General features: G+C 70.0%; 17 protein-coding genes and 3 pseudogenes. 13 read left to right on the forward strand and 7 right to left on the reverse strand.

Going from position 1 to position 24951, the window contains the following annotated elements; all coding sequences use genetic code 11:
- The first annotated feature begins 15 nt into the window (after window positions 1-15).
- From sucC to ACHMXE_RS16035, 6 genes and pseudogenes are all read left to right on the forward strand, one after another.
- A pseudogene (sucC, locus tag ACHMXE_RS16010) lies at window positions 16-1193 on the forward strand (ADP-forming succinate--CoA ligase subunit beta).
- 325 nt (window positions 1194-1518) lie between these two features.
- Window positions 1519-2418: a succinate--CoA ligase subunit alpha gene (gene sucD, locus ACHMXE_RS16015; RefSeq protein ID WP_395350172.1), complete on the forward strand. Its 900-nt coding sequence runs from the start codon at window positions 1519-1521 to the stop codon at window positions 2416-2418.
- Window positions 2419-2481: 63 nt separating this feature from the next.
- Window positions 2482-3249 (forward strand): fumarylacetoacetate hydrolase family protein, encoded by a 768-nt coding sequence (locus ACHMXE_RS16020; RefSeq protein WP_395350173.1) that lies wholly within the window; start codon window positions 2482-2484, stop codon window positions 3247-3249.
- A gap of 30 nt (window positions 3250-3279) precedes the next feature.
- Window positions 3280-4290, forward strand: coding sequence for a 2-dehydropantoate 2-reductase (locus ACHMXE_RS16025; protein ID WP_395350174.1), 1011 nt, complete (start codon window positions 3280-3282; stop codon window positions 4288-4290).
- A gap of 13 nt (window positions 4291-4303) precedes the next feature.
- Window positions 4304-5728: a pyruvate kinase gene (gene pyk / locus ACHMXE_RS16030; protein WP_395350175.1), complete on the forward strand. Its 1425-nt coding sequence runs from the start codon at window positions 4304-4306 to the stop codon at window positions 5726-5728.
- An 88-nt stretch (window positions 5729-5816) separates the two neighbouring features.
- Window positions 5817-6746 (forward strand): LysR family transcriptional regulator, encoded by a 930-nt coding sequence (locus ACHMXE_RS16035; RefSeq protein WP_395350176.1) that lies wholly within the window; start codon window positions 5817-5819, stop codon window positions 6744-6746.
- A gap of 64 nt (window positions 6747-6810) precedes the next feature.
- Here the strand turns inward: ACHMXE_RS16035 and ACHMXE_RS16040 are convergent, their stop codons facing one another.
- Window positions 6811-6948, reverse strand: coding sequence for a hypothetical protein (locus tag ACHMXE_RS16040; RefSeq protein WP_177239439.1), 138 nt, complete (start codon window positions 6946-6948; stop codon window positions 6811-6813).
- 521 nt (window positions 6949-7469) lie between these two features.
- Here ACHMXE_RS16040 and oxlT point away from each other — a divergent pair.
- From oxlT to ACHMXE_RS16075, 7 genes are all read left to right on the forward strand, one after another.
- Complete coding sequence (gene oxlT / locus ACHMXE_RS16045) at window positions 7470-8798, forward strand: oxalate/formate MFS antiporter (protein WP_208513477.1); 1329 nt, start codon at window positions 7470-7472, stop codon at window positions 8796-8798.
- Window positions 8799-8962: 164 nt separating this feature from the next.
- The gene (locus ACHMXE_RS16050) at window positions 8963-9451 is read left to right on the forward strand and encodes a gamma carbonic anhydrase family protein (RefSeq protein ID WP_093347789.1); all 489 of its coding nucleotides are present in this window, start codon (window positions 8963-8965) and stop codon (window positions 9449-9451) included.
- Between the two features lie 461 nt (window positions 9452-9912).
- Window positions 9913-10404 (forward strand): formate dehydrogenase subunit gamma, encoded by a 492-nt coding sequence (locus ACHMXE_RS16055; RefSeq protein ID WP_395350177.1) that lies wholly within the window; start codon window positions 9913-9915, stop codon window positions 10402-10404.
- Window positions 10401-11966 carry a formate dehydrogenase beta subunit gene (locus tag ACHMXE_RS16060; protein WP_395350179.1) on the forward strand — a complete coding sequence of 522 codons (1566 nt, stop codon included), beginning with the start codon at window positions 10401-10403 and terminating at the stop codon, window positions 11964-11966. The genes ACHMXE_RS16055 and ACHMXE_RS16060 overlap by 4 nt, the downstream gene beginning before the upstream one ends.
- A 21-nt stretch (window positions 11967-11987) precedes the next feature.
- Window positions 11988-14864 (forward strand): formate dehydrogenase subunit alpha, encoded by a 2877-nt coding sequence (fdhF, locus tag ACHMXE_RS16065; RefSeq protein WP_395350181.1) that lies wholly within the window; start codon window positions 11988-11990, stop codon window positions 14862-14864.
- Window positions 14865-14883: 19 nt separating this feature from the next.
- Complete coding sequence (fdhD, locus tag ACHMXE_RS16070; RefSeq protein WP_395350182.1) at window positions 14884-15765, forward strand: formate dehydrogenase accessory sulfurtransferase FdhD; 882 nt, start codon at window positions 14884-14886, stop codon at window positions 15763-15765.
- Window positions 15766-15807: 42 nt separating this feature from the next.
- Window positions 15808-16110 carry a formate dehydrogenase subunit delta gene (locus ACHMXE_RS16075; RefSeq protein ID WP_395350183.1) on the forward strand — a complete coding sequence of 101 codons (303 nt, stop codon included), beginning with the start codon at window positions 15808-15810 and terminating at the stop codon, window positions 16108-16110.
- A 131-nt stretch (window positions 16111-16241) separates the two neighbouring features.
- On the opposite strand, the gene ACHMXE_RS16080 is transcribed toward ACHMXE_RS16075, so the two are convergent.
- From ACHMXE_RS16080 to ACHMXE_RS16105, 6 genes and pseudogenes are all read right to left on the reverse strand, one after another.
- The gene (locus tag ACHMXE_RS16080) at window positions 16242-16577 is read right to left on the reverse strand and encodes a hypothetical protein (RefSeq protein WP_395350184.1); all 336 of its coding nucleotides are present in this window, start codon (window positions 16575-16577) and stop codon (window positions 16242-16244) included.
- A 126-nt stretch (window positions 16578-16703) separates the two neighbouring features.
- A pseudogene (locus ACHMXE_RS16085) lies at window positions 16704-20793 on the reverse strand (translocation/assembly module TamB domain-containing protein).
- A gap of 5 nt (window positions 20794-20798) precedes the next feature.
- On the reverse strand, window positions 20799-22742 hold the full coding sequence (locus ACHMXE_RS16090; RefSeq protein ID WP_395350186.1) for an autotransporter assembly complex family protein: 1944 nt from the start codon (window positions 22740-22742) through the stop codon (window positions 20799-20801).
- A 135-nt stretch (window positions 22743-22877) separates the two neighbouring features.
- A pseudogene (locus ACHMXE_RS16095) lies at window positions 22878-24066 on the reverse strand (VWA domain-containing protein).
- 19 nt (window positions 24067-24085) lie between these two features.
- Complete coding sequence (locus tag ACHMXE_RS16100; protein WP_395350187.1) at window positions 24086-24673, reverse strand: GNAT family N-acetyltransferase; 588 nt, start codon at window positions 24671-24673, stop codon at window positions 24086-24088.
- A 22-nt stretch (window positions 24674-24695) separates the two neighbouring features.
- The gene (locus ACHMXE_RS16105) at window positions 24696-24944 is read right to left on the reverse strand and encodes a hypothetical protein (protein ID WP_203202866.1); all 249 of its coding nucleotides are present in this window, start codon (window positions 24942-24944) and stop codon (window positions 24696-24698) included.
- Between the last annotated feature and the right edge of the window lie 7 nt (window positions 24945-24951).

Here is a 24951-nt window from a genome sequence, read left to right on the forward strand (position 1 = left end):
TCAACGGCTGATCCGATGAACATCCACGAATACCAGGGCAAGGAAGTGCTGCGCCGCCATGGCGTGGCGACGCCGCGCGGTTTCGTCTGCCGCACGAGCGACGAGGCGGCCGATGCCGCCGCCCGGCTCGGCGGGCGTTCGTGGGTGGTGAAGGCGCAGATCCACGCAGGCGGACGCGGCAAGGGCGGAGGGGTGAAGCTGGCCTGGTCGGGCGCGGAAGTGCGCCGCCATGCGGAAGCGCTGCTCGGCATGACGCTGCGCACGCACCAGACGGGGCCCGAAGGCCGGGTGGTGAGACAGTTGCTGGTCGAGGAGGGGGTGGAGATCGACCGGGAGTTCTACCTCGGGATGGTGGTCGACCGCGGTGCGCGGCGCGTGGCGTTGATGGCATCGAGCGAGGGCGGGATGGACATCGAGGAGGTGGCCGCGCGTTCGCCCGAGAAGATCCACACGCTGTTCATCGACCCGAGATGGGGATCAAGGCGGTCGAGGCCGATGCGCTCGCACGCTCGATCGGCCTCGCGGGCCGCGACGTGGTGCAGGCGCGCGAGTTCATGCAGAAGCTCTACCAGGCCTTCGACGCGAGCGACGCCTCGCTGGCCGAGATCAACCCGCTGGTGCGTACGCGCGACGGCCGGTTGATGGCACTCGACGCCAAGCTCGGCTTCGATCCGAACGCGCTGTTCCGCCAGCCCGAGATCGCCGCGATGCGCGACCTCGACGAGGAGGATCCGACGGAGATCGAAGCCTCGAAGTTCGACCTGTCGTACATCTCGCTCGACGGCGACATCGGCTGCCTGGTGAACGGCGCTGGCCTCGCGATGGCGACGATGGACGCGATCAAGCTCTATGGCGGATCGCCGGCCAACTTCCTCGACGTGGGTGGTGGCGCGAGCGTGGAGAAGGTCACCGCGGCCTTCCAGCTGATGCTGCGCAACCCGCGCCTGAAGGCGGTGCTGGTCAACATCTTCGGCGGCATCATGCGCTGCGACGTGATAGCCCATGGCATCGTCGCCGCGGCACGCGAAACGGCCCTCTCGGTGCCGCTGGTGGTGCGCATGAAGGGCACGAACGAGGACCTGGGGCGGACCATCCTCGCGCAGTCGGAGCTTCAGATCATCGGGGCCGAGGACATCGGCGAGGCTGCGCGGCAGGCGGTTGTCGTGGCTCGGGTTCCCAAGGGGCAGCGATGAACGTTGGACGAGCTTTTTGCCGTTCGTTGCGGGGCGCGCGCCGACGGGGTACTCCCTCCGCGAATGTCCCCGGCCTTCGGCCTCCTCCTTTATTTCGCTGCGGGGAGTACCCCATCGACGCGCGCCTGGGCACGGCCGTAGAACCGGCCGCACCACCGCTGCGCTCCTCGTGCACAGGGCAGTGGGTGCTTCCCGCAGCGAAATAAAGGAGGAGCCGAAGGCGGGGGACATTCGCGGAGGGAAGTACCCGCTGTCCTGTGCACGCGCCCCGAACAGCAGCTCCAGCAAAACAAGAGCGGACCTCACAGCGCGGTAAAGGAACAAGATGTCGATCCTCATCAACCGCCACACCCGCGTCATCACGCAGGGCATCACCGGCAAGACCGCCCAGTTCCACACCCAGGCCTGCCTCGAGTACGGCCACGGACGCCACTGCTTCGTCGCCGGCGTCCATCCGACCAAGGCCGGGCAGGCCATGGCCGGCATTCCCATCTACGGCACCGTCAAGGAAGCCAAGGCCCGCACCGGCGCCACCGTCTCGGTCATCTATGTGCCGCCGGCCTTCGCCGCCGCTGCCATCGATGAAGCCGTGGATGCCGAGCTCGACCTCGTGATCTGCATCACCGAGGGCATCCCGGTGCGCGACATGATCCGCACCCGCCGCCGCATGGAAGGGCGCAAGACCCTGCTGCTCGGGCCCAACTGCCCCGGCCTCATCGTGCCCGACGAGATCAAGATCGGCATCATGCCGGGCCACATCCACCAGCGCGGCCGCATCGGCGTGGTCTCGCGCTCGGGCACGCTGACCTACGAGGCCGCGAGCCAGCTCGGACGCTTCGGCATCGGCCAGTCGACCGTGGTCGGCATCGGCGGCGATCCGGTCGGTGGGCTGCGGCACATCGACGTGCTGAAGATGTTCAACGACGACCCGCGCACCGACGCCGTCATCATGGTCGGCGAGATCGGCGGCGATGCCGAGGAGGAGTGCGCGCGCTGGATCCATGCCCACATGCGCAAGCCCGTGGTCGGCTTCATCGCCGGCGCCAGCGCGCCGCCCGGCAAGCGCATGGGCCATGCGGGCGCCATCATTTCCGGCGGCAAGGGCACGGCGCAGGAGAAGCTCGCCGTCATGAAGGCCTGCGGCATTCACGTCACCGACAACCCGGCCGACATGGGGAAGCTGCTGGCCTCCCTGGTCGTGCCCGACTACCTGCCGTTCGACTAGGCCCCGCACCCGCGCAGCGCCTGTCGGCCCACCCGCATTCACAGCATCAAAAGAAAGCACAACATGCCACAACGTTGGGTCCGTTTCGAACACGCCGGAGAAGCCGCCTTCGGCACCCTGGAGGACGACGCCGTGCGCGAGTATCGCGGCGACATGTACGGCACGCCCCAGCCCACCGGCCGCGTGTTCGCGCTGGCCGGCCTGCGCCTGCTGTCGCCGAGCGAGCCGACCAAGGTCATCGCGCTGTGGAACAACTTCCACGCGCTCGGCGAGAAGCTCAAGCTCGCCGTGCCCGAGGAGCCGTTGTACCTGTTGAAGGCACCGAACTCCTTCTCGGCGCACGAGGCGCCGATCCGCAAGCCGCTGTGCGACGGCAAGGTCGTGTTCGAGGGCGAGCTCGGCATCGTCATCGGCAAGACCGCCACCGCCGTCTCCGAGGAGCGCGCGCTCGATCACGTGTTCGGCTACACCTGCGCCAACGACGTCACCGTGGCCGACATCCTCAATCGCGATGCCTCGTTCGCGCAGTGGGTGCGCGCCAAGGGCTTCGACACCTTCTGCCCCATGGGCCCGGCCATCGCCACCGGCCTCGATCCCGCCACGCTGGTGGTGCGCACCGTGCTCAACGGCGAGGAGCGGCAGAACTATCCCGTAAGCGACATGCGCTTTTCCGTGCAGCGCCTGGTCAGCCTCATCTCGCAGGACATGAGCCTGCATCCCGGCGACGTGATCCTGTGCGGCACGTCCGTGGGCGTGGGCTCGATGAAGCCCGGCAGCCTGGTCGAAGTGGAGATCGACGGCATCGGCCGCCTCTCGAATCACTTTGGCTGACGCGAAGAATTTCAACTCTTGGGGATCGACATGAAGATAGCAATCATCGGCGCGGGGGCCATCGGCGGCCTGGTGGGCGCCAAACTCGCGCTGGCCGGGGAGGACGTGACCTTCATCGTGCGCGGCGCCAACCTCCAGGCCATCGGCGCCAACGGCATCAAGCTGGTGTCGGCCGAGGGCGAGGAGCAGGTGGCGCGCAACGTGCGGGCCACCGACCGCTACGACGAGGCGGGGCCGCAGGACCTCGTGATCCTCGCGATGAAGGCGCACCAGGTCGAGGCCGTGGCCGACGACGTGGCCAAGCTCTTCGGGCCCGAGACCGCGGTCGTGACCATGCAGAACGGCATTCCCTACTGGTACTTCCAGAAGCACGGCGGCGTGCTCGAGGGCACCACCGTGCGCAGCGTCGACCCGCAGGGCGTGCTCAACACCAAGATCCCCTCGCGGCGCGTGATCGGCTGCGTGGTGTATCCGGCCTCCGAGCTGATCGCGCCCGGCGTCATCAAGCACATCGAGGGCGACCGCTTCCCGGTCGGCGAACTCGACGGCACGACCACCGAGCGCGTCGAGCGCATCGCGGCCTGCTTCGCCAACGCGGGCTTCAAGGCGCCGGTGCTCGACAACATCCGCGCCGAGATCTGGCTCAAGCTCTGGGGCAACCTGACCTTCAACCCGATCAGCAGCCTCTCGCACTCGACCCTGGTCGACATCTGCCAGTACCCGCCCTCGCGCGAACTCGCGGCCGCGATGATGCGCGAGGCCCAGGCCGTGGCGCACAAGCTCGGCATCGAGTTCCGCGTCACGCTCGAGAAGCGCATCGCGGGCGCCGAGAAGGTCGGCAAGCACAAGACCTCGATGCTGCAGGACGTCGAAGCCGGCCGCGCGCCCGAGATCGACGCGCTGGTCGGCGCGGTGGTCGAGCTCGCGCGGCTCACCGAGACCTCGACCCCGCACATCGACACCGTGTATTCGCTCGTGAAGCTGCTCGCGCGGACGATGGAAGAACAGCGCGGCCAGGTCCGGCTGCGCGAACTCGCCTGAGGACACCGACACCATGCGACGCCTTCGCAGCGCCAAGATCGTGGCCACGCTCGGTCCCGCCACTTCCGACGAGCCCGCGATCCGCGCGCTGTTCGAGCGTGGCGTGGACGTGTTCCGCCTCAACTTCAGCCACGGCACGCAGCACGACCATGCGCGCCGCCTCGAGACCATCCGCCGGCTCGAGAAGGAATTCGGCCGGCCCATCGGCGTGCTGCTCGACCTGCAGGGGCCGAAGCTGCGCCTGGGCACCTTCGAGGGCGGCCGCGCGCAGCTCGAGGCGCTCGCGCGCTTCCGGCTCGACATGGACCGCGCGAGCGGCAACGGCCGCCGCGCGCCGCTGCCGCATCCCGAGATCTTCGCCGCGCTGCAGGAAGGCACCGAGCTGCTGCTCGACGACGGCAAGCTGCGGCTGCGCGTCGACCGCCACGGCGCCGACTTCGCCGAGACCACCGTGCTGGTGGGCGGTCCCATCTCCGACCGCAAGGGCGTCAACGTGCCCAGCGTGCTGCTGCCGATCTCGCCGCTGACGCCGAAGGACCGCGACGACCTCGACGTCGGCCTCGCGATGGGCGTGGACTGGGTGGCGCTCTCGTTCGTGCAGCGGCCCGAGGACATCGACGAGGCGCGCGAGATCATCGGCACGCGCGCGGCCATCATGGCCAAGCTCGAGAAGCCCGCGGCGATCGAGCACCTCGACGCCATCGTCGAGCGCTGCGACGGCATCATGGTCGCGCGCGGCGACCTCGGCGTCGAGCTGCCGCCGGAGCGCGTGCCCGAGCTGCAGCGCCAGATCGTGCGCGCCTGCCGGCTGCGCGGCAAGCCGGTGGTGGTGGCCACGCAGATGCTCGAGTCGATGATCGCCGCGCCGGTGCCCACGCGCGCCGAGGTGTCGGACGTGGCGACCGCGGTCTACGACGGCGTCGACGCGGTGATGCTCTCGGCCGAGTCGGCCTCGGGCAAGTACCCGCTCGAGGCCGTGGCGATGATGGACCGCATCGTCGCGCGCGTGGAGGCCGATCCTTCGTACCGCACCGGCATCGACGCCACGCACGAGAGCGCGCAGTCGACCACGGCCGACGCGGTCTGCACCTCGATGCGCCAGGTGGCCGCGCTGCTCGCGCCGGCCGCCACCGTCACCTACACCTCCTCGGGCTTCACCAGCCTGCGCGCGGCGCGCGAGCGGCCCGCGGTGCCGATCCTGAGCCTCACGCCCGACATCGCGACCGCGCGCCGCATGGCGATGGTGTGGGGCGTGCACGCGGTGCTGGTGGACGACGTGCACGACGTGGGCGAGATGATCGAGTGCGCCTGCCGCACCGCGCATGCCGAGGGCTTCGCGCAGCCCGGCCAGAAGGTGGTGGTGGTGGCGGGCCTGCCCTTCGGCCAGTCGGGCACCACCAACCTGCTGCACGTCGCGCGTATTCCAAATCATTCCTGATCGCGAATACTTGACCGCGGTCATGCGGCGCGCGCGCCGCCGGCCATAGCATGGGACTTCCGAACGAAGCAGTTCTCCAGGAATCCCCATGAAGCACGCGACACTGCGCCAGTTGAAGGTTTTCGAGGCGGTGGCGCGGCTCCTGAGTTTCTCGCGCGCGGCCGAGGAGCTGCACCTCACGCAGCCTGCGGTGTCGACGCAGGTGCGCAAGCTCGAGGACCACGCCGGCAACACGCTGTTCGAGCAGTTCGGCAAGAAGGTCTACCTCACGGCCGCGGGCACCGAGCTGCTGCAGCTCAGCCGCGCGATCATCCAGCAGTTCGAGGCGGCCGAGAACGCGATGCTGCAGTTCAAGGGCATCTCGGGCGGCAAGCTCAACGTGGGCGTGATCAGCGCGGGCGACTACTTCTTTCCGCGCCTCTTGGTGGAGTTCGCGGGCCGGCACCGCGGCGTGACCCTGAACTTCACCGTGCACAACCGCGAGGGCCTGCTCACGCACATCGCCGAGAACCTCACCGACCTCGCGATCATGGTGCGGCCGCCCACCGACCTCGACACGCTGAACCAGCCGTTCGCGCCGCACCCTTACGTGATCATCGCGGCGCCCACGCATCCGCTGGTGGGCGTGAAGGGCGTGCCGCTCAAGCGGCTGATTCGCGAGCCCTTCGTGGTGCGCGAGCGCGCGTCCGACACCTGGCATTCGATGGAGGAGGGCTTCGGCGCCGCGCTGTCCGAGATCAACATCGCGATGGAGATCCGCAGCACCGAGACCATCAAGCAGGCGGTGATCGCGGGCATGGGCGTGAGCTTCGTGTCGGCCCACACCATCAGCCAGGAGCTGCGCGCGGGCAGCGTGCGGGTGCTCGACGTGCAGGGCTTTCCGCTGATGCTCAACTGGTACGTGGTGCACCGCCGCGGCAAGCGGCTGCCGCCGGTGGCACAGGCCTTCAAGGACTTCCTGCTGAACGACGGCACCGCGCTGATCTCGCAGATCGTGCCCTTCGATCCGGCGAGCTGAAGGCGAAAAAAAAGAGCGCTCTCGGCGCTCTTTCTTTTGGGTGGAGCCTCGGGGGCTCCGGCTCTCAACGCTGTTGCAGCGCGGCGCGCACGGCCTTGGCGAAGATCACGATCGGCAGCGCGGCGATCAGGTCGCGCAGCACGCCGTTCGAGGCGAAGGAGGGGGCCTTGAGGGCGGCGGAATTCAGTGCGGTGTTGTTCATGGATGTGCTCCGAATGCGGGTGGGTGGGAATGCGAACCTCCGAATTATAGGGTTTACCCTGGATTAGGGCAAACCACGAGTGACATGCCCATTTCGCGAGCAGGGCACGCGAAGGCACTCCAGAGTGGGCCGAGATGCGATCGAGGGGGTTCAGCGAGGTCCACCGAAGACGCCACCGACTTGCATCAAGCGGCGCGTTCTCATCGCGCGCCAAGACGACCATGCTAGGGAATCCACGGGGGTCCGCGGCCGGGTCCCTTCGAGGGAACTTGACGAGGGTCAAGAGTTTTTGGATCGCTCCATCCGACAGTCATCCGCACGCAGGAGGCTGCGGGTCGACGGTGTCGCGAAGCGGGGCCGACGGGACCGGAGGATCAGCCGAAGCGTGTCGATTGCGTGATGCGACGCCGTACTTGTTCGCATCTCTGCTTCGGGGACCGGTGACTCGGAACGAAACCGGCGGCGCCTCGACGCGATCCGCCGGACTTCAACTACTCAAACACAAAGATGAAGGACATTCAATGACTCGGCAAACGACCACGATCGCGGGTGCGAACCCCGCGATCTACTCCCCCTCGGGACACTCCGGCGCCGCGGCGGCGCAGCGCTCGCACAGCTACCGATGGGGACAGCTCCTGATCGGCATCGTGTGCATGGCGATGATCGCCAACCTCCAGTACGGCTGGACCCTGTTCGTCAACCCGATCGCGGAGAAGCACGGCTGGAGCCGCGCCGCGATCCAGGTGGCCTTCACCATCTTCGTGCTCACCGAGACCTGGCTGGTGCCGATCGAGGGCTACCTCGTCGACCGCTTCGGCCCGCGTCCCGTGGTGCTGGTGGGCGGCGTGCTCTGTGGCATCGGCTGGGTGATCAACTCCTTCGCGGCCTCGCTGCCGGTGCTCTACATCGCGGCGGCCATCGGCGGCATCGGCGCGGGCGCGGTCTATGGCACCTGCGTGGGCAATGCGCTCAAGTGGTTCCCCGACCGGCGCGGCCTCGCGGCGGGCCTGACCGCGGCCGGCTTCGGCGCGGGCTCCGCGCTCACCATCATCCCGATCTCGGCCATGATCAAGAACAGCGGCTACGAAGCCGCCTTCCTGTATTTTGGGATCGGGCAGGGACTGATCGTGTTCCTGCTCGCATGGATGCTGACGCGCGCGCCCGAGCATTCGAAGGCCGTGAACACCCGCAACGTGCAGCAGTCGCGGCGCGACTACGCGCCCTCCGAGGTGCTGCGCTCGCCCGTGTTCTGGGTGATGTACGCGATGTTCGTGATGGTGGCCGCCGGCGGCCTGATGGCGACCGCGCAGCTCGCGCCGATCGCCAAGGACTTCAAGATCATCGACGTGCCGGTGAACATCATGGGCCTGGTGCTGCCCGCGCTGACCTTCGCGCTGGCGATCGACCGCGTGCTCAACGGCCTGACGCGCCCGTTCTTCGGCTGGGTGTCGGACAAGATCGGCCGCGAGCAGACCATGTTCATCGCTTTCGCGATCGAGGCGGTCGGCATCCTGATGCTCTACAAGTACGGCCACAACCCGCTGCTGTTCGTGGTGCTGACCGGCATGGTGTTCTTCGCCTGGGGCGAGATCTACAGCCTGTTCCCCTCGACCTGCGCCGACACCTTCGGCGGCAAGTACGCGGCCTCGAACGCGGGCATGCTCTACACCGCCAAGGGCACGGCCTCGCTGCTGGTGCCGCTGTCGAGCGTGCTGGCCGCGAGCACCGGCAGCTGGGAGGCGGTGTTCTTCGTCGCGAGCGGCGTGAACGCGGTCGCCGCCTTGATGGCCTGGTTCGTGCTGCGCCCGATGCGCCGCAAGCACATCGAACGCAGCGAACTCCCTCATTAGGACCACCCCCGAATCTCCGCGCACTTCGTGTCGCTTCGGATCCCCCCTCAAGGGGGCGCACCCAGCGGCCCGGCAAAGCCGGTTCCGCGGGTGCCCGCGAATGCATATCCGAGGCCGACGGGTCGGGAGCCGCTACCATCGACGCCTTTGTCCAGGAGAACGGCGTGACCCTCTACAGACTCGACGAACATGAACCGTCCATCGACGCCAGCGCGCGCGTGGCGGACACGGCGAGCGTGATCGGTCAGGTCGTGCTCGGCGCGCGCAGCAGCATCGGGCCGCGCTGCGTGCTGCGCGGCGACAACGAGCCCATCACGGTGGGCGCGGGCAGCCACCTCGAGGACGGCGTGATGCTGCATGCCGACCCGGGCTTCCCGATGACCATCGGCGCCGACGTGACGGTCGAGCGGCATGTGATGCTGCACGGCTGCACCATCGGCGACGGTTCGGTGGTCGGCGAGGACACGGTGGCGCTCAACGGCGCGGTGGTGGGCCGCGAATGCATCGTCGCCACCGGCGCGCTGCTGACCGAGGGCAAGGTCTTTCCCGACCGCTCGCTGATCTCGGGCCGCCCGGCCAAGGTCACGGGCCAGGTCGACGATGCCGAGGCCGCGCGCCTCGTGCAGCGCGCGCGCGAACTGGCCGCGCGCTGATCCGCGCGGGGCCGCCGGCGCGAACGGCCCCGCGTTCCTCTCCCTGCGTTCCCGCGCACCGCGACGGATTCGCGCGCGGAATACCTCGGCGCTGCGAAGGGTTCGCACGCGTCCCACGAGGCCTCCGGATATTCCGGCCGCGGCCCAGCGACAGGGTCCTTTTCACAGGGCTCGCTCGCATTCGCATCCCCCCTGTTTCGATGGAAATTGACCTGCGTCAAGGTCATCCGCGCGCGATTCCTCGACAGTGAATCCCGAGGCAGATGACCGCGCGCGGCTCCCGGTCCCCGCACAGGGAGGCGAGCGCGAATCGACGCCACGATGACAACGGATCCGCCGGCAGGCAGACAGCGGCGGACCGGCAACGGCACCAGATCGGACGGGACCATGACAACAGAAGCGCTGAACGCGTACGCAGCACCGCCCCTGGCCGCACCCGCGGCCTGCGTGGAGGCCGGCCAATGAGCGAGGCCCCGCGACTTTCCGCGGCCGACGAACTGGCCGAGGTGCGCCGCGTGCTTGGCGCGCATGCGGACGAACAGGGTGCGCTGCTGCCGATCCTGCACGAGGTGCAGGACACGCTGGGCTACGTGCCCTCGCATGCGGTGCAGACCATCGCCGACGCGCAGAACCTCTCGCGCGCCGAAGTGCATGGCGTGATCACCTACTACCACCACTTCCGCGCCGAGCCGCCGGGCCGGCACGTGATCCAGATCTGCCGCGCCGAGGCCTGCCAGGCCATGGGCGCCGATGCGCTGCTCGCGCATGCCGAGAAGCACCTGGGCTGCGCGGTGCACGGCACCACGAAGGACGGCGGCTTCACGCTCGAGCCGGCGTTCTGCCTCGGCCTGTGCGCCTCGTCGCCCGCGATGACGCTCGACGACGAGCCGCATGCGCGCGTCACGCCGATCCGTTTCGAGACCCTGGTCGCACAGGCGGGAGATTGCGCATGAACGCGACCGTGAAGATCTACGTGCCGCGCGACTCCGCGGCGCTCGCGGTCGGCGCCAACGCCGTGGCCCAGCGCATCGCGCAGGAAGCCGCCGCGCGCGGCCTCGCGATCGAGCTGGTGCGCAACGGCTCGCGCGGCATGCTGTGGCTCGAGCCGCTGGTCGAGGTCGAGACGCCCGCGGGCCGCATGGCCTACGGCCCGGTCACGGTCGACGAGGTGCCGGCGCTGCTCGACGCCGGCCTGGCCACGGGCGCACGCTCGCATCCGCTGTCGCTCGGCCCCACCGACGAGATCCCCTACCTCAAGAAGCAGGAGCGCCTGACCTTCGCGCGCGTCGGCATCACCGACCCCGTGTCGCTGACCGACTACCAGGCGCACGAGGGCTACGCGGGCCTGCGCGCCGCGCTCGCGATGGCGCCGGCCGACATCGTGCAGCAGGTGCTCGACTCGGGCCTGCGCGGCCGCGGCGGCGCGGCGTTTCCGGCCGGCATCAAGTGGAAGACGGTGCTCAACACGCCGTCCGAACAGAAGTACATCGTCTGCAATGCCGACGAGGGCGACTCGGGCACCTTCTCCGACCGCATGACGATGGAGGGCGACCCCTTCGTGCTGATCGAGGGCATGACCATCGCGGGCATCGCCACCGGCGCGACGCAGGGCTACATCTACGTGCGCTCCGAGTACCCGCACGCGATCGCCGCGCTCAACGAGGCGATCCGCCATGCGGAGGCCGCGGGCTTCCTCGGCGACAACGTGCTGCGCTCGGGCAAGCGCTTCCGGCTGGCGGTGCGCAAGGGCGCCGGCTCCTACGTCTGCGGCGAGGAGACGGCGCTGCTCGAGAGCCTCGAGGGCAAGCGCGGCATCGTGCGCGCCAAGCCGCCGCTGCCGGCCATCGAGGGCCTGTTCGGCCAGCCCACGCTGATCAACAACGTGATCACGCTGGCCAGCGTGCCGATCATCCTGGCGCGCGGCGCCACCTTCTACCGCGACTACGGCGTGGGCCGTTCGCGCGGCACCCTGCCGATGCAGCTGGCCGGCAACATCAAGCACGGCGGGCTGGTCGAGAAGGCCTTCGGCGTGACCCTGCGCGAACTGCTCTACGACTACGGCGGCGGCTCGGCCTCGGGCCGGCCGATCAAGGCGGTGCAGGTCGGCGGCCCGCTGGGCGCCTACCTGCCCGAGTCGCAGTGGGACCTGCCGCTGGACTACGAGGCCTACGCGGCCGTCGGCGGCACCGTGGGCCACGGCGGCATCGTGGTGCACGACGACACGGCCGACCTGTCGAAACTGGCGCGCTACGCGATGGAGTTCTGCGCGCTCGAGTCGTGCGGCAAGTGCACGCCCTGCCGCATCGGCTCGACGCGCGGCGTCGAGGTCATCGACAAGATCCGCGGCAACCAGAACCGGCCGCAGCAGGTGATCCTGCTGCGCGACCTGTGCAACACCATGGTCCATGGCTCGCTGTGCGCGATGGGCGGCATGACGCCGTTCCCGGTGCTCTCCGCGCTCGACCACTTCCCGCAGGACTTCGGCATCGAGGCACCCGACCGCAAGGCCGCCTGAGCCCCCAGAGAAAGCAAAGACATGTTGAACCATCTCAAGGAAACCGACTACGGCACGCCCAAGCGCGAATCCGAGCGCGAGGTCACGCTGGAGATCGACGGCACCGAGGTCACGGTGCCGGCCGGCACCTCGCTGATGCGCGCGGCCGTCGATGCCGGCATCCAGGTGCCCAAGCTGTGCGCCACCGACAGCCTCGAGCCCTTCGGCTCGTGCCGGCTGTGCCTGGTCGAGATCGAGGGCCGCCGCGGCTTCCCGGCCTCGTGCACCACGCCGGCCGAGGCCGGCATGAAGGTGCGCACCCAGACGCCGAAGCTGCAGGACCTGCGCAAGGGCGTGATGGAGCTCTACATCTCCGACCATCCGCTCGACTGCCTGACCTGCTCGGCCAACGGCAACTGCGAGCTGCAGGACATGGCGGGCGTGACCGGCCTGCGCAACGTGCGCTACGGCTTCGACGGCGCCAACCACATCAAGAGCGAGAAGGACGAGTCGAACCCGTACTTCACCTACGACCCCTCCAAGTGCATCGTGTGCAACCGCTGCGTGCGCGCCTGCGAGGAAACCCAGGGCACCTTCGCGCTGACCATCAGCGGCCGCGGTTTCGAGTCGCGCGTGTCGCCGGGCCAGGACCAGCCCTTCATGGAATCGGAGTGCGTGAGCTGCGGCGCCTGCGTCGAGGCCTGCCCCACCGCCACCCTGCAGGAGAAGTCGGTGATCTGGCTCGGCCAGCCCGAGCACAGCGTGATCACCACCTGCGCCTACTGCGGCGTGGGCTGCGCCTTCAAGGCCGAGATGAAGGGCAACGAGGTGGTGCGCATGGTGCCGTGGAAGGACGGCAAGGCCAACGACGGCCACTCCTGCGTGAAGGGCCGCTTCGCCTGGGGCTATGCCTCGCACCAGGACCGCATGCTCAAGCCCATGATCCGCCAGAAGATCACCGATCCGTGGCAGGAAGTGAGCTGGGACGAGGCCATCGACTACGCGGCCGGCGAGTTCAAGCGCCTGCAGGAGAAGTACGGCCGCAACGCCATCGGCGGCATCACTTCCTCGCGCTGCACCAACGAGGAAACCTACCTGGTGCAGAAGCTGGTGCGCGCGGGCTTCGGCAACAACAACGTCGACACCTGCGCCCGCGTGTGCCATTCGCCCACGGGCTACGGCCTGAAGCAGACGCTGGGCGAATCGGCCGGTACGCAGACCTTCCAGTCGGTCGAGAAGTCCGACGTGATCATGGTCATCGGCGCCAACCCGACCGACGGCCACCCGGTGTTCGCCTCGCGCATGAAGAAGCGGCTGCGCCAGGGCGCGAAGCTGATCGTGGTCGACCCGCGCCGCATCGACATCGTGAAGTCGCCGCACATCCGCGCCGCGCATCACCTGCAATTGCGCCCCGGCACCAATGTGGCGGTGGTCACGGCGCTGGCGCACGTGATCGTCACCGAGGGCCTGATGGCCGACGCGTTCGTGGCCGAGCGCTGCGACACGGCCTCGTTCGCCGAGTGGAAGGCCTACGTCGAGCGCCCAGAGCAGTCGCCCGAGGCCACGGAAGCCTTCACCGGCGTGCCGGCCACCGAGATGCGCGCGGCAGCGCGGCTGTTCGCCACCGCCGGCAACGGCGCCATCTACTACGGCCTGGGCGTGACCGAGCACAGCCAGGGCTCGACCACCGTGATGGGCATCGCCAACCTCGCGATGGTCACCGGCAACGTGGGCCGCGAGGGCGTGGGCGTGAACCCGCTGCGCGGCCAGAACAACGTGCAGGGTTCGTGCGACATGGGCTCGTTCCCGCACGAGCTGCCGGGCTACCGCCACGTGTCGGACAGCACCACGCGCGGTTCCTTCGAGGCCGCCTGGGGCGTGCAGCTCGATCCCGAGCCGGGCCTGCGCATTCCCAACATGTTCGACGCCGCGATCGGCGGCAGCTTCAAGGGCCTGTACTGCGAGGGCGAGGACATCGTGCAGTCCGACCCCAACACCCAACACGTGGCCGCCGCCATGATGGCGATGGAATGCGTGGTGGTGCAGGACCTCTTCCTCAACGAGACCGCCAAGTACGCGCACGTGTTCCTGCCGGGCTCCTCCTTCCTCGAGAAGGACGGCACCTTCACCAACGCCGAGCGCCGCATCTCGCGCGTGCGCAAGGTGATGCCGCCGAAGGCCGGCCTGGCCGACTGGGAGGTCACGGTGAAGCTGGCGAACGCGCTCGGCTACCCGATGAACTACAAGAACCCCGAGGCGATCATGGACGAGATCGCCGCGCTGACGCCGAGCTTCCATGGCGTGAGCTACAAGCGCATCGACGAGCTCGGCAGCATCCAGTGGCCCTGCAACGACGCGGCGCCCGAGGGCACGCCGACCATGCACATCGACACGTTCGTGCGCGGCAAGGGGCGCTTCATCGTCACGCAGTACGTGCCGACCGACGAGAAGGTCACGCGCCGCTTCCCGCTGCTGCTGACCACCGGGCGCATCCTGTCGCAGTACAACGTGGGCGCGCAGACGCGGCGCACCGACAACAACATGTGGCACGGCGAGGACCGGCTCGAGCTGCATCCGCACGACGCCGAGGAGCGCGGCGTGAAGGACGGCGACTGGGTCGGCATCCAGAGCCGCGCGGGCGAGACGGTGCTGCGCGCGACGGTGTCCGAGCGCATGCAGCCGGGCGTGGTCTACACCACCTTCCACTTCCCCGAGTCGGGCGCCAACGTGATCACCACCGACAACTCCGACTGGGCCACCAACTGCCCCGAGTACAAGGTGACGGCGGTGCAGGTGATGCCGGTGATGCAGCCCTCGGCCTGGCAGCAGGAGTACAGCCGCTTCAACCGGGTGCAGAACGAGCTGCTCAATGCGGCCTCGGCGCCCGCGCCGTCGAACGAGACGGTGCCGGCCAAGTAGGGCACGAGGGCGCAGCGCCATGAACATCGCCACCCTGCCGCTCGCGAGCGCCGACACCGCCGCCTTCTGCGAAGGCGCGCGGCTGCTGCCGGTGCGCGGCGTGCGCGGCGGCCAGCCGTTCGCGGTGCAGGACTGGGTGGCCGAGGAAGTGCCGGTGGCGCTCGAATACAACGGCATCTCGCATGCGGTGATGCTGGCCACGCCGCTCGACCTGGAAGACTTCGCGCTCGGCTTCTCGCTGAGCGAGGGCATCCTCGAGGCGGCGCACGAGCTCTACGCCAGCGAGGTCGAGAGCGCCGAGCGCGGCATCACGGTGCGGCTCGAGGTCTCGGCGGCCGCGTTCGCGCGCCTCAAGCAGCGGCGCCGCTCGCTGGCCGGGCGCACCGGCTGCGGCCTGTGCGGCACCGAGAGCCTGGCGCATGTTGCGCGCGAGCTGCCGGTGCTGGCCGCGGGGCCGTCGTTCGAGCGCGCCGCGATCGGCCGCGCGATGGCGCAGTTCCAGTCGCTGCAGACATTGCAGGAAGCCACGGGCGCGGTGCATGCCGCGGCCTGGTGCTCGGCCGACGGCGAGGTGGTGTGGCTGCGCGAGGACGTGGGCCGCCACAACGCGCTCGACAAGCTGGTGGGCGCGCTCGCGGCCAACGAGGTCGATGCCGCCACGGGCTTCATCGCCGTGACCAGCCGCGCGAGTTTCGAGATGGTGCAGAAGGCCGCGATGGCAGGCGTCTCGCTGCTGGCGGCCGTGTCGGCGCCGACCTCCTTCGCGGTCGAGACCGCGCAGCGCGCCGGGCTCACGCTGGTGGGCTTCGCGCGGCGCGAGGACCTGGGGGTCTACAGCCACCCGCAGCGGCTGCCGGCCGACTCGGTGGCGGCTGCGGCGAACGGGCGTCGCCCGCATTGATGACGAACAACCTCACGACGACAACGAGCGGAGACACAGCGCATGCATGACCAGTCGGTGCAATTGATCAAGATGGCCAACCAGATCGGCACCTTCTTCGAGGCCCAGACCCCGTCGGATGCCGGGGCGGCCACGCAGGCCATCGCGGCGCACCTCAAGTCCTTCTGGGCGCCGAGCATGCGGCTGGCGCTGGTGGAGACCTTCGACCAGGGCAAGGCGCAGGCGATGCTGCCGATCGTGGCCACGGCCGTTCGCGACCACCGCGCCAGGCTCCTGCCCGACGGCGGGCACATGGTGGCCGAGGCGAAGCTGCTCTATCCGCAGGGCGGCGGCGACGCGGGCTGAGAAGGCGTGAATGAACCTGCTGCGCGCCCCGATCTCGCATCTGCGGTCCTCGCCGTACGTGAGTACGGCTCCGGTCCTCGACGCGACCTCGGGGCGCTCGCGACGGTTCCTTCACACCTTCTGAGGCCCGGCTACACCGCCGCGTGCGACAGCGCCTTCGCCTCGCGCCGCTCGGCATTGCGCGCGCGGCGCCGCTCGTGCGCCTGCAGCAGCGCTTCGTAGTAGAGGCCCAGCGGCATCGCCACGAACACCATGCCCGCGACGTAGATCACGAGGCTGGCGATGGGGAAGCTGTCGCCGCCCCAATGGGGAACGGAAGCCGCCGCCGCGATGGCGGCGACGATCGCGATCGTGGCGCGGAAAGCGCCGCGCAACCAGGCGATGCGGGTCTCGTCGCCCTGCGGTGCATCGTCTGCCGGACGGTCTGATGCCGTGTTCCTCCCGCCTTTGTCTCCGTGCTCGTTCATCGTCGGCTCCTTGGAAGGCGTCTTCGATGATTCTTATCACGCGCCATCGCGGGGTCAAGATCGAAGTCCCGTACGAAACGCGGCTTCGCGCATGCCGCGCGCGCCGATGCGCGCCGCATGCGTACCTCAGTCGTACTTCACGGTGTAGATCAGGTCGAGGCCGCTGGTCTGTCCGGCCTGGCCGCGCAGGGTGAGGCGCTGCGTGAGGTCGTAGAAGATGAACAGCGTGCCGAAGGTGCCGCCGATGCTGCGCTCGTAGGTGACGTAGAAGTCCTTCGACAGCCGCTTGCCGAAGGTGACGGCCGAATCGCGCACGTCGCCGCCGCTGCCCGGGCCCTTGAAGCCGAGTTCGTCGAGGCCGAAGCGGCTGGCCAGGCTGCCGCCGCTGGCGCCCTTGCTGATGCGCCCGAGCAGCGAGAGCGCGGCCTGCTGCAGCAGCGCCGATTCGCCGCCGCTGGTGGCCGAGGCGCGGCCCAGCACCACCCACGACAGCGTCTCGGCGTCGGACAGCGCGGGCTCCGAATAGAGCTTCACGCGCGGCGACTGCGCGCTGCCGCTGATCTGCACGCCGGCGCGCTGCGTGATGTTGGGCCGGATCGCGAGGATGTCGAGCTGCGGGTTGTCGTAGGGGCCGTTGAAGCGCGCGATGCCGGTCTCCACGTCGAGCTGCTGGCCGTAGGCGCGGTACTGGCCCTTCACGGTCTTCACCTCGCCGGTGATGCGCGGCGGCGCATCGAGCCGCGTGCTGCGGATGTCGAGCTGGCCCTCGAGCCGGGTCGTGATACCGCGGCCCTGCACCGCGAAGTCGTCGCCGAGGTCGAACTCGACCGCGATGTCGGGCGGCTTCGCGGTCTGCGGCTTCGCGGCCTGGGCCGCCTGCGCATCGCTGCGCGCGGCCTCGCGCTGCCGCGCCTCGGCCTCCTCGCGGTCCTTGGCGGCCGAGCGCACGATCACGTCGCTGCCGAGGCTGGGCGCGGTCTCGTCGGGCAGGATGATCACGGCGCGGTCGGTCTTGAGCTTGCCGCGCACGATGAACTGCCGGTTCTCGAGCCGCGCCTGCAGGTCGCCCGACAAGGTGACCTGGCGGTCGGTGCGCACCAGCACGCGCAGCGCGCGCAGTTCGGCCTGCAGCGCCATGCGGATGCCGGGCGCGCCCGCGGCCGTGCCCGCGCCCGACCAGTTGAGTTCGCCGCGCGCGCTCAGCGTGCCGCCATCGGTGCCGGCCTCGCTGGCCGCGGTGCTGCGGTTGCCGCTCTGGCCCGCGATGCGCGCCGTGCTGCCGGCGCCACCCTTGAGCGTGAACTCGGCGATCTCGACGCGGTCGCCCGACAGGTTGGCGCGCAGCCGGCCGTCGCGCAGGTCCAGGCCCTCGACCGGCGCGCGCAGCGCCAGCTTGTCGGCGCCCAGCGTGCCGTTCCAGCGCGGCGCCGCGCGGCTGCCCGAGAGCGTGGCATTGGCGTCGAGCGTGCCGGCCACGCGCCAGCCCGGCGGCGCGAGCATCGACCACACGCCGAGGTTCGGCAGTTTGGCGGCGACGCGGCCCGTGAGCGGCGCGTCGGGCGCCCACTGCCAGCCGCCGGCGCGCTGCTGGAAGCGCGTGCCGGCCTCGGCATCGATCTGGCCCGCGCGTTCGCTGTCCCAGGCCAGCGTGGCGCGCACCGCCTCGCCCTGGGCGTCGAGCCGCAACTCGGCGCGGCGCAGCCCGGCCGGCGTGCTCGGGCTCAGGCCGGCCTCGCTGGAATTCATCTTGCGTTCGCTCGCGGTGCCGGTGCCGCGGCTCTCGATGCGCGTGATCAGCGCGGCCTCGCCGGCCTGCACGCGGATGTCGCCGCTCTGGCGCGCGAGCCGGGCCTGGGCGCGCAGCGTGTCGCCGGCATCGATGTCCCAGTCGCCGTCGAAGACCAGGTCGCCGGTGATGCCGAGTTCGCCGAAGGTGGTGCTGGCGCCGAAAGCCTCGGCCCAGGACATCGGCAGGCCCTTGAGCTCGCCCTTCGACTGCACGCGGAACACGCGGTTGGCGGCGGCGCCGCTCTGGCTGAAGCGCAGCGGCTGCCAGTCGATGCGCACCGTGCCGGGCACGGGCCCGCGCAGGGTGGCGCCGGCGGCCGAGGCCTCGACCTCGAGGCGGTCGGTGCCGGTGCGCACCGTGGCCGTGACCTCGCGGCCGAGCTCGAGCACCCAGGGCGATTTCTGCGTGGCGGGCTGGGCGCTGTCCTGCGCCTGCAGCCGCAGGCTGGCGAGCGCGGCGCGCCATTGGCCGGCGCCCGCGAGGCCGCCGCTGGCGCGGGTGTCGAGCACCAGCTTCTGCGTGCCGGTCGCGGCCTCGCCCTGCAGCGACAGCGTGGCCTGCGCGATGCTGCCCGCGAGCTCGGCGCGCAGCGCGCTCAATTGCACCTGGGTTGCGGCGGCGCCGGCCTGGGCTGCGGGCAGCTGCAGGTCGAGCCTGGGCACCGCGAGGCTGGCCTTGAGGCTCGGCTCGGCGTTGCCGCGTGCGAGCGGCGCCGCAGGGTTCTGCAGCCGGCGCTGGAAGTTCTGCCAGCCGCCCTGCCAGCTCGCGTCGAGCCGGGCCGAGCCCTTCGCGCTGCGGCCCGCGAACAGGCCCGCCATCTCGGGCAGGCTCTCGATCCAGCGCTGCACCGCCTCGGTGTCGTCGATGCGCGCCTTGAGTTCGCCGCTGCCCTGCGCGGGCGCCATGCGGGCGTCGACCTGCGCCTCGGCGCCGGGCATCGCGAGCTTCAGGTTGCCGCTGCCGGCCTGCTCGGCCACGCGCACCTGCAGCTTGCCTTCAATACTGGCGCGTTGCGCATCGATGCGCAGCGTGCGCAGGTCCAGCACCTGGTCCTTCCACTGGCCCTGGGCCAGCACGCGGTCGAGCCCGAAGCCCGGCAGCGCCTTGCTGCCGGCGCCGCCCTCGGCGCGCAGCGCGAGGTCGAAGCCGATGCCGTCGTCGCGTTGCTGCGCAGTGACGCGGCCGCTGATCGGCGCGCCCGAGAGTTCGCTGTACAGCGCGCCCAGCCGCACGCCCTGCACCTCGGCGCGCGCCTGCCAGGGCGCGGGCGCGGGGCTCCAGCGGCCCGCGGCCTCGATGCGGCCGCCGCCCGCGCGCAGCGTGGCCTGCGGGATGTCCCAGTGGGTGCCGTCGTAGCCGACCTGGGCCTGCAGCTGCTCGAGCGGCAGCTTGCCCTGGTCCCACGGTCCGGGCCGCGCGTTGCGCAGGTCGGCCTGGGCCTTCCAGGCAGCGGGGCCGGTGGCGGCATCGGGCTCGAGCGCGACGCTGCCCGTGAGCAGCGTCTGCGGCGCGCCGGGCCACAGGCTCGACGCGTCGACGTTGCGCAGGTCGGCCTTGGCCGCGATCACGGGCTGCGGCTGCCAGGGCGCGAGGGTGGCCGCGAGCTTGGCCTCCATCGGCGCCTCGGCATCGGGCTCGGCCGGCGCGAGTTCGGCCTGGACGTTCAGGCGCGCGTCGGCGCCCGCGAGCGTGCCCTGGATGCCGGCCTTGGCCAGCACCTCGAGGCTGCGTTCCTCGGGCAGTGGCGCCTTCACGCGGCCGTCGAGCGTCGCCTCGATCGCCATCGGCGCCGCGCCCTGCAGCTTCACGCGCGCGCTGTAGTGGCCTTCGGCGATGTCGACGCCGTCGACGTCGAGCTTGTGCTCGCCGCCGGTGTAGCGGTAGTGGCCCGCGAGCCGTTGCGCCTGCAACGCGGGCGGGCCGGCCCAGCGCAGGTCGTCGATGCGGAACGGCAGGTCGACCTCGACCGGCAGCACGATCTTCTCGAGCGGCTCGGCGGGCTTGTCGCTGGGCGCACCGCGCCGCTCGATCAGCAGCTGCGCCGCATGCACCTCGCCGAGCTGCACCTTGCGTTCGAACAGCGGCGCGAGCTGCCAGCCGATCTTGGCCTCGTGCACCTCGACCGCGAGGCTCTCGCTCTGCCAGCGCAGCCAGCCGATGCGCCCGCCGGTGCGCAGCGAGCCCGTGACCTCGCGGCTCTCGAGCGTCTGGCCGGCCGGCAGGTAGGCCGCGGCCTTGGCGAGCGCGAAGGCCAGCGACTGGTTCGAGCCCCAGCCACCACCAGGCGGCGCCCAGCACCAGCAGCAGCGCGACGAACAGGCCGGCGACGGTCCAGGCCAGCGCGCGCAGGGCACGGCGGGTGCGCGAGCGCCGGGCCGGCGGCGTCGGCGTCTGCGGGGTTGGGGTCTCGGTCGCTGCGTTCGCCATCGTGCTCAGAAGGTGAAGCCCAGCCGCACGTGCAGCCGGAACTTGCGCGTGTCCACGCCGTAGGCCAGGTCGGCCTGCACCGGTCCGACCGGGCTGCGCCAGCGCGTGCCCACGCCCACGCCGACCTTGGGCTTGAGCTCGCTGGGCTTGTCGGCCACCGCGCCGGCGTCGACGAACACCACGCTCTCGAAGTCGGTGAGCTTGTCCTTGTAGACGAAGGGGCGCTGCCACTCGAGGCTCAGCACGCCGAGGTAGCGGCCCGCCACGGTCTGGCCGTCGGCGCGCACGGTGCCGATGTCGCGGTAGCCGTAGCCGCGCACGGTGGTGTCGCCGCCGGTCAGGAACATCAGGGTGGACGGAATCTGCGCCGACTCCTTGCCGACCACCGCGCCGGCCTCGGCGCGCAGCTGCAGGCGGCTGCGGCGCGCCAGCGTGGCGGCGTCCTTGCCGTCGGCCCAGCCGACCGGCACGATGCCGAGCCAGCGCGCGTAGGTGCGCGTGAACGGCGACTGCTGGCCGGTCAGCGTGTAGCCCGCGGCCAGTTCGAGCGCGAGGCCCCAGCCGCGCCGCGGCGAGCCGTTGTCGTCGAAGTAGCGCCCGGTCCAGCCCCAGTTGGCGGTCACGGCCGAGGCCGAGGGCGGGGCGTCGGTGCCGCGGTTGGTCGCGTAGTCGTACTGCAGGAAGTAGCTGCGGTCGATGTGGTCGCTGGTCTTGTTGCGCCCGCCGCGCAGCCGGCCGCTGTCGACCACGTAGCTGCCCGACTGCTCGCTCTTGAGCTCGGCGCCCGAGAACCAGCGCCAGCCGTCGTCGCCGGGGATCGCCTTCCACTCGGTGCCCAGCGACTGGATGTCGCGGTCCACCGACAGCCGCGACACCGCGCGCCAGCCCAGCAGCGGCAGCTGGTTGTGGATGTGGTCGATCGACAGCCGCGGCCCGTTGTCGGTGGTGAAGCCCACGCCCAGCACCACCTTCTGCAGCGGCGCCTCGCGCAGCTGCGCGATGACGGGCGCGGCCAGCGGCGTGCCGCTCTCGGTGTCGAGCGTGAGGAACACCGAATCGAAGTAGCCGCTGCTGGCCAGGCGCTGCTGGGCGTCGAGCAGCTTCTGCTGGTCGTAGTCGGCGCCGCTGGGCAGTTGCGCGATGCGGCGGATGCCGTCGGCGCTGTAGCGCTGGTTGCCGCGCAGCAGCAGCGGGCCGAACTTGTAGGCCGGCCCCGACTGGTAGGTGGCGCTCAGGCGGGCCTCGTGGCGGTCGGCGTCGACCTCGGCGCGGCTGATCTCGATGTTGCCGGTGGGGAAGCGCTTGGCCGTGAGGCTGCGCAGCGCGACCGCCTTGGCGTCGTCCCAGGCCTGCTGGGTGAAGGGCTGGCCCGCGCGCAGCGCCCAGGCGGTGCGGATGGTGTCGCGCTGCGACTCGGCGCTCGGGTCGTCGGCGATCGGGCCGGCATAGCTGAGCTGCACGTTGCTCACGGTCGTGATCTCGCCGGGCTCGACGGTGACCACGATCTCGCGTGGCGCCTTGTCGCTCGCGGGCGTCTCGTGCAGCTCGAGCGTCAGCGCGGGCGTGAAGTAGCCGAGCGTGGCGAGCAGCTCGCGCGCATTGGCCTCGGCCGCGACCATCAGGCGCGAGATCTCGGTCGCGCCGAGGTCGTCGAGCGTCTTGTAGCGCTGGATCTCGAGGTGCAGCGAGAGGTACTCGCGCACGTTGTCGGGGCCGCGCACGTCGACCGAGAAGGCATCGCGGCGCTTGCCGTCCTTGCCCTCCCTTTCGCCGTCCGTGGACGCGCTGGCCGCGCGGTCGCCGCCATCGCTCACCAGCGCGGGGGTGGACGCGGCCGAGTCGCCCGCGTCCTTTTTCGGCAGCAGGCTGCAGCCTTGCAAAAGCAGGACGCCGGAAAAAAGCAATGCCGGCCAACACGCCGGCAAGACGACACGAACCACCCTGAACATGGGCGACGATTCTGACAGCATGATCCGACGCGTCCGTGTCGGACGCGTTCGGATACATGGATGTGCGGGCCGCGAGGCCCGCGTGGCCGGGGCTCGGGGGCCGTCAAGGCCCGGTATGCCGGGAGGTCTTTTCGGCTACTTGGAGAGCAGCCGCATCGCCTCTTCGAGACCGCGCAGGGTCAGCGGGTACATGCGGTTGGACATCAGCTGCTGCATCACCGAGATGCTCTGGCGGTACTGCCACACGCCCTGGGGCTCGGGGTTGATCCAGGCGAACTTGGGGAAGGCGTGCGTGAGGCGCTGGATCCACTCGGCGCCGGCTTCCTCGTTGTTGTATTCGACGCTGCCGCCGGGCTGCAGGATCTCGTAGGGGCTCATGGTCGCGTCGCCCACGAAGATCAGCTTGTAGTCCTTGTTGTACTTGCGCAGGATGTCCCAGGTCGCGAACTTCTCCGAGAAGCGGCGCCGGGTTGTTCTTCCACATGAAGTCGTAGACGCAGTTGTGGAAGTAGTAGAACTCCAGGTGCTTGAACTCGGTCTTCACGGCCGAGAACAGCTCCTCCACGCGCTGGATGTGCTCGTCCATCGTGCCGCCCACGTCCATCAGCAGCAGCACCTTGACGTTGTTGTGGCGCTCGGGCCGCATCTTGATGTCGAGGAAGCCGGCGTTGGCCGCGGTCGAGTGGATGGTGTCGTCGAGGTCCAGCTCTTCCTCGTGGCCTTCGCGCGCGAACTTGCGCAGCCGGCGCAGCGCGACCTTGATGTTGCGCGTGCCGAGCTCCTGCGTGTCGTCGTAGTCCTTGTAGGCGCGCTGGTCCCAGACCTTGACCGCGCTCTTGTTCTTGCCCGCGCCGCCGATGCGGATGCCCTGCGGGTTGTAGCCGCCGTGGCCGAAGGGCGAGGTGCCGCCCGTGCCGATCCACTTGTTGCCGCCCTCGTGGCGCTCCTTCTGCTCCTCGAAGCGCTTCTTGAGCGTCTCCATGAGCTCGTCCCAGCCCATCTTCTCGATCTTGGCTTTTTCCTCGGCCGAGAACTCGCGCTCCAGCGTCTTGCGCAGCCAGTCGAGCGGCACTTCCTTGGTGAAGTCGGTCAGCATCTCCACGCCCTTGAAGTAGGCGGCGAAGGCACGGTCGAACTTGTCGTAGTGCTTCTCGTCCTTCACGAGCGCGGTGCGCGAGAGGTAGTAGAAGTCGTCGAGCCCGTAGGCGTCGTCGGAATTCGGGCCCACCACGTCGGCCTTCAGCGCCTCGAGCAGGGTCAGGTATTCCTTGACGGAGACCGGCAGCTTGGCCGAGCGCAGGGTATAGAAGAAATCGATGAGCATGGGACGCTCCTTGGGGTTGTCAGCCGCGCGGCTTGTCGAGCAGGTAGAGCAGCTGCGCCTTGACCTCGGGCCACTCGCCCGCGCGCAGGCTGTACATCACGGTGTCGCGGATGGTGCCGTCGCGGCGCATCGCGTGGCCGCGGATCACGCCGTCCTTCTTCGCGCCCAGCCGCTTGATCGCGCGCTGCGAGGCGTGGTTGAAGTTGTCGGTGCGCCAACCCACCACGTTGCAGCCCAGCGTGTCGAAGGCATGCGTGAGCATCAGCAGCTTGCAGGTGGTGTTGACGTGGGTGCGCTGGCAGCGCTTGGCGTACCAGGTGTAGCCGATCTCCACGCGCTTCACGGCCGGCAGGATGTCGTGGAAGCTGGTGCTGCCGAGCACGGTGCCGGTGGCTTCCTCGGTCACGGCGAAGGCGAAGCGGTCGGCGGTCTTGAGCGCGGTCTCGATGTAGGCGCGCGTGTCCTGCGGCTCGGGCACCGAGGTCACGCGCAGCTTCCAGAGCTCGCCGTCGGCGGCCGCGGCGCGCAGGCCGTCTTCGTGCGCGAGCGCGAGCGGTACCAGCGCGAGGCCGCGCGACTTCAGGGTGACGGGTTCGACGAAAGCCATGGTGCGCCGTGTCTCGTGTCGTTCAGGGGGCCGGCTTGCCGTAGCGCCGGTCGTACCAGGCGCGCGCGAGCTGCACGCCCGCGCCGCCGCCGAGTCCGATCAGCAGGATGCCGAAGATCTCGCGGTTGCCGTAGCCGTTGGGGCCGAAGGCATCGAGGCCGAAGTACAGGCCGATCCAGCGGCCGAGCAGTGCGCCGACGACGAACAGCACGGCCTGGGCCACGCCCAGCACCAGCAGCTGGCCGACGGGAGGCGATGGCCGCACAGGCATGACCGGC

Source organism: Variovorax sp. UC122_21 (genome assembly GCF_044056785.1).
Taxonomy (GTDB): domain Bacteria; phylum Pseudomonadota; class Gammaproteobacteria; order Burkholderiales; family Burkholderiaceae_C; genus Variovorax.

Coding starts and splice junctions, on each gene's coding strand:
- ACHMXE_RS16060 (WP_395350179.1), top strand. CDS start 10,401: ATGAACGCGACCGTGAAGATCTACGTGCCGCGCGACTCCGCGGCGCTC.
- fdhF (WP_395350181.1), top strand. CDS start 11,988: ATGTTGAACCATCTCAAGGAAACCGACTACGGCACGCCCAAGCGCGAA.
- pyk (WP_395350175.1), top strand. CDS start 4,304: ATGCGACGCCTTCGCAGCGCCAAGATCGTGGCCACGCTCGGTCCCGCC.
- ACHMXE_RS16080 (WP_395350184.1), bottom strand. CDS start 16,577: ATGAACGAGCACGGAGACAAAGGCGGGAGGAACACGGCATCAGACCGT.
- fdhD (WP_395350182.1), top strand. CDS start 14,884: ATGAACATCGCCACCCTGCCGCTCGCGAGCGCCGACACCGCCGCCTTC.
- ACHMXE_RS16055 (WP_395350177.1), top strand. CDS start 9,913: ATGAGCGAGGCCCCGCGACTTTCCGCGGCCGACGAACTGGCCGAGGTG.
- ACHMXE_RS16025 (WP_395350174.1), top strand. CDS start 3,280: ATGAAGATAGCAATCATCGGCGCGGGGGCCATCGGCGGCCTGGTGGGC.
- ACHMXE_RS16020 (WP_395350173.1), top strand. CDS start 2,482: ATGCCACAACGTTGGGTCCGTTTCGAACACGCCGGAGAAGCCGCCTTC.
- ACHMXE_RS16090 (WP_395350186.1), bottom strand. CDS start 22,742: ATGTTCAGGGTGGTTCGTGTCGTCTTGCCGGCGTGTTGGCCGGCATTG.
- sucD (WP_395350172.1), top strand. CDS start 1,519: ATGTCGATCCTCATCAACCGCCACACCCGCGTCATCACGCAGGGCATC.
- ACHMXE_RS16040 (WP_177239439.1), bottom strand. CDS start 6,948: ATGAACAACACCGCACTGAATTCCGCCGCCCTCAAGGCCCCCTCCTTC.
- oxlT (WP_208513477.1), top strand. CDS start 7,470: ATGACTCGGCAAACGACCACGATCGCGGGTGCGAACCCCGCGATCTAC.
- ACHMXE_RS16100 (WP_395350187.1), bottom strand. CDS start 24,673: ATGGCTTTCGTCGAACCCGTCACCCTGAAGTCGCGCGGCCTCGCGCTG.
- ACHMXE_RS16105 (WP_203202866.1), bottom strand. CDS start 24,944: ATGCCTGTGCGGCCATCGCCTCCCGTCGGCCAGCTGCTGGTGCTGGGC.
- ACHMXE_RS16075 (WP_395350183.1), top strand. CDS start 15,808: ATGCATGACCAGTCGGTGCAATTGATCAAGATGGCCAACCAGATCGGC.
- ACHMXE_RS16035 (WP_395350176.1), top strand. CDS start 5,817: ATGAAGCACGCGACACTGCGCCAGTTGAAGGTTTTCGAGGCGGTGGCG.